Below are 16,479 nucleotides of genomic sequence, written 5' to 3' on the forward strand. Positions count from 1 at the left end.
TATATTTTTTTTATAAACATCTGTAAAACAGATTATCTATTTTCACTTAATTTTTTCTTTTGCTTTTCTACATAAATTTGCCTAAACAATATAACTAACGCTGATAGTGCAAATAAACATAATAAGCCTGTTACAAATAATTTTGCTCCTCCAGTTAACATACTTCCTACATAGGAGTAAATAATTGTTGCAGGTAATTGACCTATACCTGTTGCAATAAAGAATGAACCAAATGACATAGAAGTTAATCCTGCTGCATAACTTACAATGTCAAAAGAAATAAAGGGTAATAATCTGGCAATCAAGATACTTATTTTACCATGCTTCATAAAAAATTTATCAATTTGTTCCAGCCCTGTTTTGCTTGTTAATTTGATTACAACATCTCGCCCTAAAATCCTAGCGATATAAAAACAAACTACTGCTCCTGCCATGGCACTAGTCCATGAAAGAAGTGCTCCTTGCCACCAACCAAATAGGTTTGCATTAGCAAAGGTAATTAAGAAAGCCGGTAGTGGTGCAGCTATAGATTGGAATATCATTAATAAGAAAGAAATAACTGCCGCATAAGCTCCATAGGAGGCTACAAATGCACTAACAAGCGTAAAATCTCCACTTGCAAACATTTTAAAGATAGTATTAAACGATTCCTTTATAGCTGGGACAAATAAATAACTTAAAACTAAAACTAGAAGTAGTAGGATTATTATAATCTTACTAATCAAACCCTTTTTCTTATTAGGTGTGTTTTCCATTTTCTTCCCCCTTAATTTAATATTATAATCTTCTGTTTTAAAATTCCTTTTTCCATTTCATAGGTTTTTTGTGTGTAATCTAAAAATCCAATATTATGTGTACTTATAAAAATTGTTGTTCCTTTAGAATTAATTTCTTTAAAGAATTTCATAACCATTTTTGAGTTTTCAGGATCTAAATTACTTGTAGGTTCGTCTGCTATAAGTATTTTGGGATTATTTATTAATCCTCGTATAATCGAAACTCTTCTTAATTCACCTCCTGAAAGCCTGGCCGGATATTCCTCTTCCATTCCTTTCAGTCCCACCTCCTCTAATAGCTCCATTGCCCTAGCTTTAACTGTTTTTTTTCTAGGTGATAAATATGCAGGCATACATATATTATCTAGAATTGTAAAGTTCGATAATAAATTTTGTCCCTGCAATACATATCCTATTGTTTCATTTCTTAGAAGGGCTAATTCATTTTTACTTTTTTCCAAAATATCACTTCCAGCAATGAAAATCTTCCCTGATGTAGGTGTAAGTAGCCCAGCTACCATATTAAGCAAAGTGCTTTTTCCACAACCAGAGGGACCCACTATACATGCAAACTCCCCCTCTGAAATTGAAAAATTCACATCCTTTACCGCTAAGAATATTTCATTTTTTCTTTTATATTCCTTATTTAGGTTTTTTATTTCTAAAATCATTATTCATTCTCCCTTATGAGCACATAAGGCTCTTCTTTACTTATTTTATAGGCAGAATAAAAAGATGCTACAAAACCTGTTAGCACAGATACCAGCATGCATTTACTAGATACCAATAATACCTCTGAAAAGGTCATTTCGAAATATGGAATTCCAAAACTCATACCAATGAAATTTCTAAATAATAATAGTAATCCTTCTGATACCAAAACCCCGAGGACTCCTCCAATGACACTAATAATCATTGCTTCAATTATTATCATAGAAAAAATTTGTCTACCATTGGCACCTAATGTATATAGAATTCCAAATTCTCGTTTTCTTTCATTAATAGTAATAGTAAAAATACTGATTAAGGCCATAGCCGTAGCTATAAATAATATTACAATTAGTACGCCACTATAAGATGTAAACTTTTTAAGTTCTGTAGCTATTCCACTAAAAAGGCTATTTGCTGTATATACTGCAATATCATCACCATCATATAAATGTTGAATTTCAACAGCTAATTTATCAGGAGAATACCCTTCATCTGCGTCTATGGCTATCATAGATATTAGATTTTTACTATTATCTAATTTTAAGTTATCATTGGCACTCTTAGAATTTGTAAGCTCAAAGACAGTATCGAAGCTCATAAATACAGAATTATCATATCCCATTGCAGTTTTTGAAAGCTTAGCTACAACCTGAAATTCTGTATTATAAAAAGTAACTTTTTCCCCTACTTTCGCAGTAACCTCATGACCAACTACAACCTGTCCTTTTTTTAATTCTAGGTCTCCTTGAGTTTTTAACCAGGGCTCTATAACAAAATCAGTTTCTGGATCAATAGCAATTAATTGTACTGCCGTATCGCAACAGGCTGCTTCCAATGTAGCTAAATACAGCTGTGGTGAAATTTTATTTACCCCTTTTACTCCTTGTAATTTGTTTAGCCACTGACGCTGAAAATATATTGTGCAAGGTTTTCCCATAAATAATGAATCCTGTAGCTCTTCCGAATTCTTATCTGGAACAACAATGACCTCAGCTCCCATTCTATCGGTTGTATTTATAATTCCTCTTTCCATATTCACCATTAACATAGTGGTAAAAAACAATGCAAAAGTCTGCAAAAATACAAAAAATATCATAAACCCATTACGAAAGGCTCTATGTTTTATATTCTGCAGGGAGATGGACAAAATATTTAATCCCTTGTGTGTTTTCATTTTATTTTAATTCCTCTTCATTCGTTTTGATAAGGATATACAATTAAAAATGGAAACAACTGTCGTAAGCCCTCCAATAATATAAATCCATGGAAAACTTATGCTTTGACACATCATTGTTTTTTTCATACAACCACCAATAAGAACACTTGGAATTAAAATAGCCACAACTCCTAAAGCAGTGGTCATGATACAAATACCAAACTGAATTTCCTCTGATTTAAAAGCTAGTATAGCAATTCCAGCTACTATAAGCATAATACCAATTGAAATTTCTGCCTGTGCTGACCACCAGCATTTCATAATAGTTTCCCCTTTAGGACAAACTGCAAATAATGTATGGGGTCCTATCGCAAGTAACGCTCCAATAATAAAATAAACGCCATATATTGCACTCTTTTTCATTTCTGCTCCTTTGTACTTCCATATTTATTAAATATTAATGCACAAATATATTATCAATGATATTTATAGTTGTCCAATAGATATTCCCTATGTTTATAGCTGTATCTATAGATAAAATTAATAATCGTTTTCATATATAGTTTTGGTGGAACTTATAATGCCTTAAATGAGGCTCTCATCAAAAAACCAGGAATAAAGGATTAGATCTTATATCCTAACATTGTTATCCGCCAACATTTCCGAGGAGTTTTATTTATATTTTATATCTGTACTTTATTGTCTTTTTAGATTGATTTATTATTAATATATATGCTATATTAATACTGAGTTAATAAAAAATTCACATTTTGTTATGAACAAAACAATAAAATAGTTAACCCAATAAGCTAAAAAGGACGCTGATGCTGAAATAACACAAGAACGTAAAAATAAAATGAATAAGTTTATTGATAGAATTTATTAAAAGAGGTGTCTCATGCAAATACAACCGATTAATCGCAATAAATTTTTGATAGAATTAAAAACAACAAAACTCAACAAACCTATGAAAATTAGTATAATTTCTATTTTTATTATCCTTGTTTTATATTTGGGTATATCAGCATTTTATAGCACTCATTTTTACTTTGGTTCTGTAATTAATGGCATTAATGCTTCTGGTAAAACAGTAGAGGAATTAAATAAAGAAATATTATTAAAAAGCGAAACATATACACTGGAACTTCAAGAACGAAACGGTGTTAAAGAACAAATCAAGGCTGATGACATTGGCCTTAAATATAATGCAGTGGATAAAATTCAATTTTTAAAAGACAGTCAAAATTCTTTTATGTGGATTCATGGGCTTTTCAATCAAAAACCTACTGAAATATATGGTATGGTGACCTATGATGAAAAACTCTTAAAAGAACGTTTTGATAATCTCGCTTGTTTTGATAGCAAGAGTGGAATTAAACCTCAAAATGCTAGCTTTAAATATTTAGATAAGGGCTATGTGGTTGTAAATGAAGTTATGGGTAATAAAGTAAATAGCAAGACCTTGTATTCAACTATAGTAAATGCAATTCTCAAAGGAGAAACAACAGTAAATTTGGAGAGGTCAAATAACTACGTAAATCCCAAGTATACTTCAAGTTCCAAAGAAATTATTGACACTAAATCTTTGCTAAATAAATATTTAGCTTCAAAAATTACTTACACCTTTAATGGTGGCAATGAAGTTTTAGATGCTTCTATAATACATAAATGGATTAGCGTTAACGATAACCTTGAAATTTTATTTGATGAAACTGAAATGAAGGATTATCTAAATAAACTAGACAGTAATTATGAAACATTTGGAAAGGAAAGAGAATTTCTTACATCTCTGGGTACAACGATAAAAGTCAGTGGTGGTAATTATGGATGGTTGGTTGACCGTAAAGGGGAAGTTAAAGATTTAATTGTAGCTATAAAAGGTGGACAAACCATAGCAAAGGAACCACGCTATATCCAAACAGCTATATATCACGGTATTAATGATATCGGGAATACCTATGTGGAAATTAATATAACAAAACAGCATTTATGGTTTTATAAAAACGGTTCTCTTGTTATAGAAGGTGATTTCGTTTCTGGTGATGTAAGTAAAAAATATTCAACACCTACAGGTGTTTATAGACTACAATTTAAAGAAAAAAATTACGTATTAAAGGGAGAAAATTACAGTGTGCCTGTTAATGTTTTTATGCCATTTAATGGTGGAATTGGTATACATGATGCAATTTGGAGGAATGCCTTTGGTGGAAATATATATTTGACAAATGGCTCTCATGGTTGTATAAATTCACCACCTAATTTAGCACAAACGATATTTGATAATATTGAGACTGGTACTCCAGTTATTTGTTATTTGCAGTGATCCTTTATAAAAGTGAAATACAGTAGCGTTTCCCATCAATTAAGAAAAAGTAACTATTTTAAATAGTTACTTTTTTTCATTATAATTCAACCTTAAATTATTTCATTTTTAACTTTGCTTAAGCTCCCTCCCTTTTCAAAGAAACGCTGGATATTCTTTTCAACCAATGGATCAGGAATTAATGGTGGCGCATGGTGTGGTTTAGTACGAGCATCAATAATCATATTATCACAGGCCCAGTGCTTGTTTTCATAATAGCTATTAACTCCATAAATATCATGTGAAGGGTTACTTCTCGTAAATGTAGCCCATATAAAATTTTGTATAGAGCAGCTCATAAATGAACTGTCATCGCATAGGATAATCATTGGGCAAGTTGGCATATCACCTCTTGCTTTAAGTGACCCGCAAAACGCGTCTAATTGCTTTTGCGCCTCATGATAACTTAAAAATTCAGGTCCTTCTATGGCGACGATGCCTGGCATTACAAGCCTTGGATTTTTAAAATCTTGTAAATCCACTAACTGCTTCGGCACGTCACTACACAATTTTCTTCTCTGATCTCCGCAGGCAGCAATTACCACTTTACTACCTGTATTAAGACCCGTCCCCGAATAATCAAGAGTATCGATGGTTGTATTTGTTTGAAAATGAATGTCACGATGAAGATCGATTCGTTCAAGTATATATGTTAAGAATTCTATCTCTTTATGGGTATCTAATGACTCACTCTCTTCCGCCGTAATAAATAAATATTTAGCTAAACTAAGTTGTCCTGTTCCTAAAATCCGGTTGGCAATGGTGAGAATTTCAGCAGGTTGTTTGATTTTTTGGTAAGGTGTATATCGTTCACTTCCGATGGCAAATAGTAATGGATGAACTCCCGCTGCGTCTATTGCATGGACTTCCTTCACACCAGGAATTTCATTTTTTACCGCATTACCAGTTAACTCATGGATAAGATCACCGAAAGAGGTATCCTCTTGAGGAGGACGGCCAACAACTGTAAATGGCCAAATCCCATTGGACTTCGCGTATACTTTATGCACCCTCATTAATGGAAACTCATGAATAAGACTATAATATCCAATGTGATCACCAAAAGGGCCCTCAGGTTTCGTTTCGCCTGGATGAATTTCACCAGTAATGACAAAATCAGCATCAAGACTAATACAATAACCATCAACATAAGAGTAACGGAAATTACGTCCTGAAAGAAGTCCTGCAAAGGTCATTTCACTTAGTCCCTCAGGTAATGGCATGATAGCGGCTAGCGTATGAGCAGGAGGACCTCCAATAAAAATGCTCACTTTAAGCGTGACCCCACGCTTATTTGCTCTTTCTTGATGAATGCCGATTCCTCGTTGAATTTGATAATGCAAGCCTACTTCTTTATTCATTTTATAATCGTTGCCACTAAGCTGAACGCGGTACATTCCTAAATTGCTATTCATAATACCAGGCTTTTCTGGATCCTCTGTATAGACTTGAGGCAAAGTTATAAATGCCCCTCCATCCTCTGGCCAATGGTGAATAAGTGGAAGGTCAGAAATTTGTATTTCCTTGAATCCATCTAATTTATTAATGGATTTTTTTAAAGGGAGTGCCTTTGAAGCTGCCCATCCTGTACTTAAGTGCTTAAATGGATTTTTAAGTACACTCATTGGATTATTGCGTACTGCAATCACTTCCTTGGTTGCCTCAAAGGTATTCCTAAAGATAAACTTACTTCTCGCAAGAGTACCGAATAAATTTGATACCGCTGGAAATTTCGAGCCTTTAACATTTTCAAATAAGATTGCAGGGCCCCCAGCTGCGTTAACTCTCATATGTATAGCTGCCATCTCAAGGTTCGGATCCACTTCTTCATGAACCCTAACTAATTGACCTGCTTTTTCTAAATCAAGAATACATTCTTCTAAACTATGATACATTCTTTCAAGCCTCATTCCTTTAGTAAAGTTTAATCATGCATATTCTATTCATAAACACTTGCTATAAAATGCTGGTATCTGTTCTTCAACTCACACTTAATATCATAATATCTCTCCTATGCTTAATACTTAACATCTATTTTAGTTTTTTAATATTATAAATATCAGAACAATATAATATTAGGCAATTCTTTCATGCCTTTATATTATACTATAAACTTTGTTATTATAGCTTTGTTTTGCCTTTAATGTTTATCTAACACTAATTCCACATTAAATTGTAAATCTCATTATAATCCAATTCCAAGTCACCCTTTTATAAATTTTTGTAGGTTTTTATCAAAAAAAGGATTATAGTATAATTACATTGAATAAATTAATGGCAAATATTCTTCATCCTATTTTTTGTTATTAATATTATATAATTGGGGAGAGATTAAAATGGAAAAAAGATGTATAGCTATTTTAGATTGCGAGGTTGGAGAAGTAATCGCACAAAAGGTCGTAAGCAAGTATGGTACAACCATTGTTGTAGAAAATACTACAATAAATAGTTATATTAAAAATAAACTAATTGCATTTAAAACAGATTATGTTTGGATTTATGGATTTGGTAAAGGAGACTCTATTAAATTTAAAGACAATGGTTTAAAGCAATTAAAGCAAAGCTATAAAAAAAATGTATTAGCGATTAAGGGAATATTAAATAATTTAACTAGAGGCACTAATGTAAGCATTGAAAAAATAAACCTAATATCTAATTCAATATATGAACCTATAAACAATGAATACCATGTTGTTCAGTGTCTAAACGAATTAAAATCTGTTGATGAGGATACTTTTACTCATAGTATAAATGTGTCATTATATGCAATGTTATTAGGTAAATGGTTGCTGTTACCTGAAAGTAAAATAATAGATCTTATACAGGCGGCATTGCTTCATGATGTTGGGAAAACAAAGATATCCAATTCCATTCTAAATAAAAAGGGAAAATTAGAAATTGAGGAATTTGAAGCGATGAAAAAACATCCTATATATAGCTTTGAAATCATAAAAAATATAGATGGTCTTTCAATGAAAAGTAAGGAAGCTGTGTTAATGCATCATGAAAGAGAAAATAAATCAGGTTATCCAAGTGGCATAGCTGGGTCAGAAATGAGCATATGTTCCAAAATTATAGCTATTACAAACTTTTATGATTCAATAACTTCAGAAAGGACTTACAGAAAAAGAGTAAATCCCTTTCAAGCCTTTCAAATTATTCAAAGTAAAGTTATAAATAACTTTGATATGCATATAGCAAATACTTTTTTATCCAATATAGCTGCTTGTTATGTAGGCACTTGTCTTATTGAGCAATGGTCAAACTGGAGAAATTGTCTATGTACCACCACAAGCTATTACTACGCCAATTGTTTGCATTAATTCTGAGTATATCGATTTGTCTAAAGAAAACAATTTCAACATTGTAAGTATGTTATAAAATTTCCGAAAGAAGGCCCAGTAGAACCTTATACTTGGCCTTGTATTTTAATTTGCGTATGGCATTTGATAAGTTTAAAGCTTCTCCTTTTATTAATGTTTATATTTTTTTAAAATATTATTATAATTTTAGACAATATAAAAATTCATCATTTTCTACTTTGTAATTTTCTCCATATATCTCTTTTATAACTTCCGCTGGCAATCTAACTCTAAGTCCTGTATTTTCAAACCCAATACTTTCATATAAAGCTTTACCCTTTATATTTTCTGGATTAAAAGTTAAATATACTTTTTTAACAGAACCCATTTTATTAATTTCATCTAAAATTAAGTTTAATACTTTTCTTCCATATCCCATCCGTTGATGTTTTGAATCAATTAATATACTATATATCTTAATGCCCTGTACTTCCTCACACCGTCCATACATAGTAAACCCTATAATTTCTTCATCATTACAAATAGCTTTTGTTATTATCCCCTCTTCCATTTGTGCCCATACCATAGAATACGCCACGGAATCAACAAACTTAGTAACAACTGATACTTGTTCATTTTTATCTGGATTTAACATAACACATTTGACCCAATTATCTTTATCTATATCTCTTAAAGCTATCATATGTACTCACTTCTCCTTAAACAAATAATTATATATAAACCTTAATCATGCTTGTATTATACTATATTATTAGAAACATATGAATATCCTTATGACCTCTATATTTAAAATTAACAAAGAGGTTTTTGCTAATTTTTATAGAATTACTAATAATCACTATTTTAGAATTCAAATGGTAAAATTTGTAACGGAGGTCGATATTATGATCATTTCTAATAAAAATCAGGTAGGATACAAAAATGAGTAACAGACAAGAACATATCAAAGTTGATATGGCAGAATTAAAAAATTTCAGAATTATTAGTGCATTTGTATTTATAATTTGGTTTTTCTTTGGTGGCACACTAATAAAAATCATAGGATTTCCTTATCAATGGGTTGACTTCATACTGTATTTAATTTCATATTGCATTCCCTACTTATTTTTAAAACATATACTTTATAAACTAATATATTCCAGAAGAATTAATAAGTTAGTAGGAGGTAAGGACTCAAAAAGTTATCTTCACATCGTTAAGTAAGTACTATGATCTACTATTTTCCCCAAGTAACTGGTACCTTCTAATAAGTACCAGTTACCTAAATTTCTAGCTTACATGAAACTGGGGTCAATCTTTCTACCTTTTCTTTTTTATAGGAACTAGAATTTTTTCTCTAGCATTAGACACTCCACCACCAATTGCATATACCTTTCCTTCAATATAATCCCCATGGTTTATTTATCCATCAAGGGCAAATAAACATTAATTGTAGTCCCCACATCTACCTTACTAGTTATAGTTACCCCATAATCAGTTCCATAAAGAAGCTTGATCCTATTGTCCACATTTTTTATTCCAATACCCGTAAAATGTTTATGCTTTGAAGTAGGAGTAGCATATAGATTTTGTAGTTGAGATTCTTCCATGCCTGTTCCATTATCTATTATTTCGCAGAGTAATTTATTGTTTTTGGCGGATACAAATACGTGTATACGACCTTCCGCATTTCCTGGAAATGCATGGAAGAGAGCATTTTCAATAAAAGGCTGAAGTACTAGCTTTGGTAGCCTATAATTCTCACACTGCTCAAATACGTGAAAATCAACCTTTATACTATCCCCGCATCTAGTCTCATTTATAAATACATAGTTTTTTAAATTTTCTATTTCTTGCTCTACCGTAATGGTTTCACTGGTTTCGCTAATGGTATTTTGTAAAAGTGATATGAAGGAATTTATGGTTTCGCTTGCCTTTTCTTTATCTTCCTTTAGAACCAGTAATTTAATAGAAGCTAGGGTGTTATAGATAAAATGCGGGTTAATTTGCATTTGCAGCGCAGCAAGTTCTAATTTCCTTTGCTGCTTTTGTGACATAAGTAACTTTTCAATATAATTATTTATATCATCTAACATATAGTTAAAGGAGCTGCTTAGTTTTTTTATTTCAGAACTTCCTCCTAGATTTATATGATTATTAAAGTTTCCTTCAGTTATTTTAGACATTTCTTTTACTAAAACTCTTAAGGGCTTTGTAGTTTTTCTTGTAATTACAAATAGTATTAAAACTGAAATAGCTATTATTATCCCACAAATCAGAACTATTTCTTTTATATTATACATATCTACTAAAGCTAGTTTTGTATCTACAAGATTCACTAAATAGAAATCGTAAATGGGCATGTATTCAGCTATTACCGTATAATTTTTATTGTCCATTTTTATATTTTTAAATTTAAGATTATCACTATTTATTTTTTTTGCTATATTAAGCAAATTTATATCTTTAGAACCGATAATACTTCCTTTATTTGAAGAAACAATAGTGCCGTCGGAAGATATTATTGCAACATCATTGCTCTTAGTTGTAAAATTTGAATAAAGCTTTTTAAATGTATTTTCATTTATACTTATATAAATCATGCCAAATTGCTGCTTTGTTCTTTGATCCTGCAATACCTTCGTAGCGATAATAACATTTTTATGCTGAGTCAAGCTATTAAATCCTGAGTTACTATATTGATATAGTAATTTATCTGGGTTTCTAAGGGAGTTTTTTGTTATTTGATTTTCTTTTATATCCATTACAGGAGTGGTTAATAGTGCAGTGCTTCTTATAAACGTGGAATTATTAACGCCAATTAATAAAAAATCAATGTCTTTCGAATCCAAATTAGCATCATCAATTTTTAAATGCTGCTTAAGATTATATATAATATTGGATTGTTCTATTATACTAGTGTTATATGCGCTAAGATATCGTCTAAAAGCCCAACTATTGTTCACAGTATTCATAAGACTTATAATTTTATCATTTAAATCTGACGAACTCGCTCCTATTTGATTTAGTATCTTAGTGTTTGTGATACTAAAATTATTAATGAATATTTTCTTAGAAATATTCATTATTGTAACTGCAGTTATAACAGAAATAGTAATACTGCTAATTAACATAATCAGTGTTAGCTTATAAAATAAGCTATTATTTTTTAATTTATTTATAAATTTAGTCATAGGTCAACCTCTTTTGCCATCTAAAATATTTCTTCTGAATTTACTTGGAGTAAGCTTTTTAATCTTTTTAAATACCTTACAAAAATAACTATGGTCTGAATATCCCACCATAAAACTGACTTCTGAAACTGGAATTTTTTCATTCCCCAAAAGTTCAACAGCTTTTTCAAGGCGGACTTTATTAAGATACTCACTAAACCCCTCCGCATTATGAGAGCTAAAATATGAAGATAAATAGTAGTAATTAAAATGAAATTTATTCGCCACTTGTTTAAGTGACAATTGTTCATCGTAATGATTTGAGATGTATTCCATAATTTTATTTACCATATGATCATTTAGTTTACTTTCCTCATTATTTAATAAGTAGCTTGTCTCTTTTGTTATGATATCAAGCAAATTTAATAATTCATCTGAAGATTTAGTTTCATCTATTCTTTGAAAATATTCTAACTTCGAATTATTCATTTCCTCCATATTGAAATTAAGCTCATCTAAAATATTAATAATATTATATAGTGCATTTTCAAAAAGTGTTTTTAATTCGAATTCATTAATGCTACAACTGACTATAGACTGGCAGATGTACTCCTTTAAATAATTTAAAGCCTTATTTATATTAAGTATATATATCTGGTCAGAATAATACTTAAAGTCGAATTTTTCTTTCGAACTATTTTTAGGTAATTGCTCATAAGTAATAAGATTTTTACCTTTAAAGTAAAACTTATATCCAAGTAGGGGTTTGAAATTATTTATATAAATATCTTCTAATTTATATAAGGAATTAAAAAGCTTACTTACCACAAAAAATATCTCTGGAATATCCTTTGAAATTTCTAAGAGCATGAGGTTTATTTTCTCCAAAACCACAGAATAATTTTTGACTTTTAAATTTATTATAAGTGTAAATAAATTACTTTCTGCTTCCACTTCGTAATATATTACGTCCTTTAGACATTTATTTGCAGCTTTTGATAAAATAGATCTTAGAGATAACAAACTCATGGAATTAATGTTATTTATTTTCTTGATATTATCCCCTATAAGAAAAAAAGAATCAAGAGGAAATGTATCCTCCAGTATTTTTTCATTGAAATCGGGATAAAAGCCAGAAGTTAATTTAGTTAAAATATTGTTAATATTTAAGTTGCTTCTATTCTCAGAAGTAGGCATAATATAATTAGGTATATTACTAGCAGTGTTTTTTAAAAGCAAAATAAGCTCTTGAGGATTTAATTTCGGCTTCAGAACATAATCATTTACACCTAGTTTGAAGGTGTCTTTAACATAATTAAAATCACTATAACCGCTTAAAATAACTATTTGTATTTCAGGATATTTTGTTTTCACTATCTTTGCTAAATCTACACCGTCCATAACAGGCATAACTATATCTGAAATTAAGATGTGAGGTTTGTGCTTTTCTATAAAATCTAAAGCTTCCATTCCATTAGAAGCTTCCCCTATTATTTCGAAGCCTTCCTTATTCCAATCCACTAGGTGTTTTAAGCCTTGTCTTAACAAATACTCATCATCTACTATTAAAATTTTACATAGGTCACTCAAGAGTATCAGATCCTTTAAAATTATTTTATATAATTGAGTTGTATTAGTATTATTTCAGTATATAGTAATATTAACATAATTTCAATTAATACTAGAAGCTAGCCCAATGTAAATGTATACAAAAGTAATTATAGAATCACAAAAAAGTACAAATTTGATATTTACATAAAAATATCCTTTATTAAAATAACACAAGTTTCTATAAATTTATTACTATTTCATTTTTTAAATTTGATATAAACTAAAGTTATGAATCATTGAAAACGTTTAATAAATAAAAAATCAAATTTAGAGGGGGATTTAAATTATGAAAACCAAAAAACTAATAGCTCTTGCTTTAACTGCAATTATGACTCTTAGTATGGCTGGTTGTGCAAAGGATACTAAAAAAAGCGTTACTACAGATACCACAAACAAAAAACTTATAATATGGGCTTGGGATGGAACATTTAATGTAGTTGCTGCTAAAGAAGCAAAAGCGATTTATGAAAAGGACCATAAAGGAGTAGAAGTACAAGTAGTAGAAATGGCTCAAAACGATATTGTACAAAAATTAAATACAAATCTTAGTTCTAATACAACGGCAGGTTTACCTAATATAGTTCTTATTGAAGATTACAGATCACAAAACTTTTTAACTTCATATCCTGATGCTTTTAAAGATATGTCTAGCAAGATTAAGTCAGAGGATTTCATGGATTATAAGCTTAAATCCGATAGTTCAAATGGGAAGCTTTATGGAGTTCCTTTTGACAGTGGCGTAGCTGCACTATTTTATAGAACAGATTTAATAGAAAAGGCTGGATATAAAAAAGAAGACATGGAAAATATAACTTGGGAAAAATTCATAGAAATTGGTAAAGCGGTAAAAGCAAAAACTGGAAAAGCAATGCTCACCTTAGATCCTAACGATTTGGGAATATTAAGAATAATGATGCAATCAGGTGGTGAGTGGTATGTAAAAGAGGATGGTAAGACTGTAAATTTAGAAAAAAATATAGCATTAAAGGAAGGCATTAAAATATATAAACAGCTTATGGAATCAGGAATAGTAAAAGAGATTTCTGATTGGGATCAATTTGTTGGTGCCTTCCAAAAGGGAGATGTTGCTAGTATTCCAACAGGATGCTGGATCTCAAGTTCAGTGACTAAAGCCGCAGATCAAAGTGGAAAATGGGCAGTAGCCGCAATACCAAAATTAGGGGCAGTTAAAACCTCAGTAAATGCTTCTAACATCGGAGGGGCAAGTTGGTATGTTTTAGATAAGGTTGAAGGTTCAGAACTTGCTTCAGATTTTCTTGCTACAACTTTTGGTACAAATAAAGACCTTATGAATACATTAGCCGAAAAAATTAATCTTACAAGCACTCTAAAAGCTTCTTCAACTACAACTAACTATCAAAAATCTGTTGATTTTTATGGTGGCCAAAAAATATTACTAGATTTTTCTAAATGGACCTCAGAGATACCTTCAGTAAACTATGGATTATACACTTATAGTATAGAGGACATATTAACTGGAACAGTTCAATCTATAGTTAAGAGTGGTGTAGGTATTGATAAAGCACTTCAAGATGCACAAAAGCAAGCAGAATCTGCTGTGGTTAAATAGCTGATCTTAAAACATAATCCCTTGTTAATCAATGATTGACAAGGGATTAACTTATAAAAAGGGGGCTAAGCCGTTGAAAAAAAACAAGTTAAATAAAAAATATGATATGGTAGGTTGGTTATTTACGTTGCCTAGCATAGTTATTATAATTTCTTTCGTTTTTTATCCTATGATACAAGCATTGATTACCTCATTAAAATCCGGTATGGGTAATAATCTGAAATTTGTAGGACTTTCTAATTATTCTAGGTTATTTACTGATAACATATTTCAAAAATCCGTAATTAATACTCTAATTTATTTAGTAGTGCAGGTTCCCATAATGATTCTACTGGCATTGTTTATATCTGTACTTCTAAATGATAAAAATTTAAAAGGGAAGGCTTTTTTTAGAACTGCAATATTTTTGCCATGTGTAACCTCCTTGGTAGCATATTCTGTAATATTTAAAAGCTTATTTTCAAATGACGGGTTAATTAATAAATTGCTATTAAACATACATTTAATAACTGTGCCCATAGAATGGATTACAAGTCCCTTTTGGGCTAAAATCACTATAATCATTGCTATAACTTGGCGTTGGACTGGTTATAATATGATATTTTATTTAGCAGGACTGCAAAATATCGATCCCAGCATTTATGAAGCAGCAAAAATAGATGGAGCTTCTGGAGTTAAACAATTTTTTTATATCACTGTCCCCTTATTAAAACCAATTATTTTATTTACTACTATTATTTCGACCACCGGTACCTTGCAATTATTCGATGAAGTAATGAATATAACTAAAGGTGGTCCTGGAAATGCGTCAACTACAATATCACAGTATATATACAATTTAAGTTTTAAATATAGTCCTAATTTTGGTTATGCAGCTGCGGTTTCATATACTATTGTAATAATGATAGTTGCATTATCCTTAATACAATTTAAAGTGGCAGGTGATGATAAATGAATAAGATTAGAAACTCATTTAAATATATATTTTTGATATTACTATCTATAATTTCTATTTTTCCATTTCTATGGATGCTTATAAGTATGACAAATGAATCAGTAGATGTTTCTAGGGGCTCATTATTACCAGGAATGCATTTAATAAAAAATATGCAGAATTTATTTAATTCTGATTTAAACTTTTCTACCGCCCTATGGAATTCGGCTAAAATTGCGATTATTACAACAATTTTAGCATTAATAGTAGCTTCTCTTTCGGGATATGGGTTCGAAATATATAAGAATAAAGTTAGGGATAGAATTTTCCATATACTATTACTATCTATGATGATTCCCTTTGCAGCGCTGATGATACCCTTATTTAAGATGTTTAGCAGCTTTAGTATTTTTGGGCTAGACACTGCGGCTGCAGTAATAATTCCAAGTATATCTACTGCATTTTTAATATTCTTTTTTAGACAAAATACAAAATCCTTCCCAAAGGAGATTTTAGAAGCGGGACGTATCGATGGATTAAATGAAATTCAAATATTCACAAGAATTTATGTACCTACAATGAAGTCTACTTATGCAGCAGCTGCAATTATTACTTTTATGAGTAGTTGGAATAATTATATGTGGCCACTTATTGCGCTTCAAAGTCCAGAAAATAGAACAGTTCCGCTAATTATTTCTACCATGGGCTCATCTTATTCTCCAGATTATGGAATGATTATGGCTGGAATTGTAATAGCTACACTTCCAACGGCACTAGTTTTCTTTTTAATGCAAAAACATTTCGTTGCAGGAATGCTAGGTTCTGTTAAAGGATGATATGTTAAAAAATATGTAAGGAGATGA

The 16,479-nt window shown here is 30.6% G+C and carries 13 protein-coding genes; 5 read left to right on the forward strand and 8 right to left on the reverse strand.

The genetic code is table 11. The features are described from left to right. Positions 1-32 precede the first annotated feature (32 nt). From KPL50_RS16660 to KPL50_RS16675, 4 genes are all read right to left on the reverse strand, one after another. Positions 33-755, reverse strand: coding sequence for a TVP38/TMEM64 family protein (locus tag KPL50_RS16660; RefSeq protein ID WP_216299675.1), 723 nt, complete (start codon positions 753-755; stop codon positions 33-35). Positions 756-766: 11 nt separating this feature from the next. Continuing rightward, the gene (locus KPL50_RS16665) at positions 767-1,447 is read right to left on the reverse strand and encodes an ABC transporter ATP-binding protein (protein WP_216299676.1); all 681 of its coding nucleotides are present in this window, start codon (positions 1,445-1,447) and stop codon (positions 767-769) included. Further along, positions 1,447-2,583 carry an ABC transporter permease gene (locus tag KPL50_RS16670; protein ID WP_216299677.1) on the reverse strand — a complete coding sequence of 379 codons (1,137 nt, stop codon included), beginning with the start codon at positions 2,581-2,583 and terminating at the stop codon, positions 1,447-1,449. The genes KPL50_RS16665 and KPL50_RS16670 overlap by 1 nt, the downstream gene beginning before the upstream one ends. A gap of 84 nt (positions 2,584-2,667) precedes the next feature. Next, positions 2,668-3,066, reverse strand: a complete 399-nt coding sequence (locus tag KPL50_RS16675) for a DUF4418 family protein (RefSeq protein ID WP_216299678.1) — start codon at positions 3,064-3,066, stop codon at positions 2,668-2,670. Between the two features lie 475 nt (positions 3,067-3,541). Here KPL50_RS16675 and KPL50_RS16680 point away from each other — a divergent pair, with 475 nt between their 5' ends. Next, entirely contained in the window at positions 3,542-4,966 is a 1,425-nt protein-coding gene (locus KPL50_RS16680) for a peptidoglycan binding domain-containing protein (protein ID WP_253200667.1), read from the forward strand. 92 nt (positions 4,967-5,058) lie between these two features. On the opposite strand, the gene KPL50_RS16685 is transcribed toward KPL50_RS16680, so the two are convergent. After that, on the reverse strand, positions 5,059-6,900 hold the full coding sequence (locus KPL50_RS16685; RefSeq protein ID WP_216299679.1) for a UbiD family decarboxylase: 1,842 nt from the start codon (positions 6,898-6,900) through the stop codon (positions 5,059-5,061). Positions 6,901-7,341: 441 nt separating this feature from the next. Here KPL50_RS16685 and KPL50_RS16690 point away from each other — a divergent pair, with 441 nt between their 5' ends. Then, positions 7,342-8,328, forward strand: a complete 987-nt coding sequence (locus KPL50_RS16690; protein ID WP_253200668.1) for an HD-GYP domain-containing protein — start codon at positions 7,342-7,344, stop codon at positions 8,326-8,328. Between the two features lie 178 nt (positions 8,329-8,506). On the opposite strand, the gene KPL50_RS16695 is transcribed toward KPL50_RS16690, so the two are convergent. The 3 genes from KPL50_RS16695 to KPL50_RS16705 form a co-directional block, all read right to left on the reverse strand. Beyond that, on the reverse strand, positions 8,507-9,010 hold the full coding sequence (locus KPL50_RS16695; protein ID WP_216299680.1) for an N-acetyltransferase: 504 nt from the start codon (positions 9,008-9,010) through the stop codon (positions 8,507-8,509). A gap of 715 nt (positions 9,011-9,725) precedes the next feature. Then, entirely contained in the window at positions 9,726-11,501 is a 1,776-nt protein-coding gene (locus tag KPL50_RS16700; RefSeq protein ID WP_216299681.1) for a sensor histidine kinase, read from the reverse strand. Positions 11,502-11,504: 3 nt separating this feature from the next. Continuing rightward, positions 11,505-13,070 carry a response regulator gene (locus KPL50_RS16705; protein WP_216299682.1) on the reverse strand — a complete coding sequence of 522 codons (1,566 nt, stop codon included), beginning with the start codon at positions 13,068-13,070 and terminating at the stop codon, positions 11,505-11,507. Positions 13,071-13,377: 307 nt separating this feature from the next. Here KPL50_RS16705 and KPL50_RS16710 point away from each other — a divergent pair, with 307 nt between their 5' ends. From KPL50_RS16710 to KPL50_RS16720, 3 genes are all read left to right on the forward strand, one after another. Then, positions 13,378-14,682, forward strand: a complete 1,305-nt coding sequence (locus KPL50_RS16710) for an ABC transporter substrate-binding protein (protein ID WP_216299683.1) — start codon at positions 13,378-13,380, stop codon at positions 14,680-14,682. A 106-nt stretch (positions 14,683-14,788) separates the two neighbouring features. Continuing rightward, entirely contained in the window at positions 14,789-15,637 is an 849-nt protein-coding gene (locus KPL50_RS16715) for a carbohydrate ABC transporter permease (protein WP_253200673.1), read from the forward strand. After that, positions 15,634-16,452: a carbohydrate ABC transporter permease gene (locus KPL50_RS16720; RefSeq protein WP_216299685.1), complete on the forward strand. Its 819-nt coding sequence runs from the start codon at positions 15,634-15,636 to the stop codon at positions 16,450-16,452. The genes KPL50_RS16715 and KPL50_RS16720 overlap by 4 nt, the downstream gene beginning before the upstream one ends. The last annotated feature ends 27 nt before the right edge of the window (positions 16,453-16,479 follow it).

Source organism: Clostridium sp. CF012 (assembly GCF_018861755.1).
Taxonomy (GTDB): domain Bacteria; phylum Bacillota; class Clostridia; order Clostridiales; family Clostridiaceae; genus Clostridium_AD.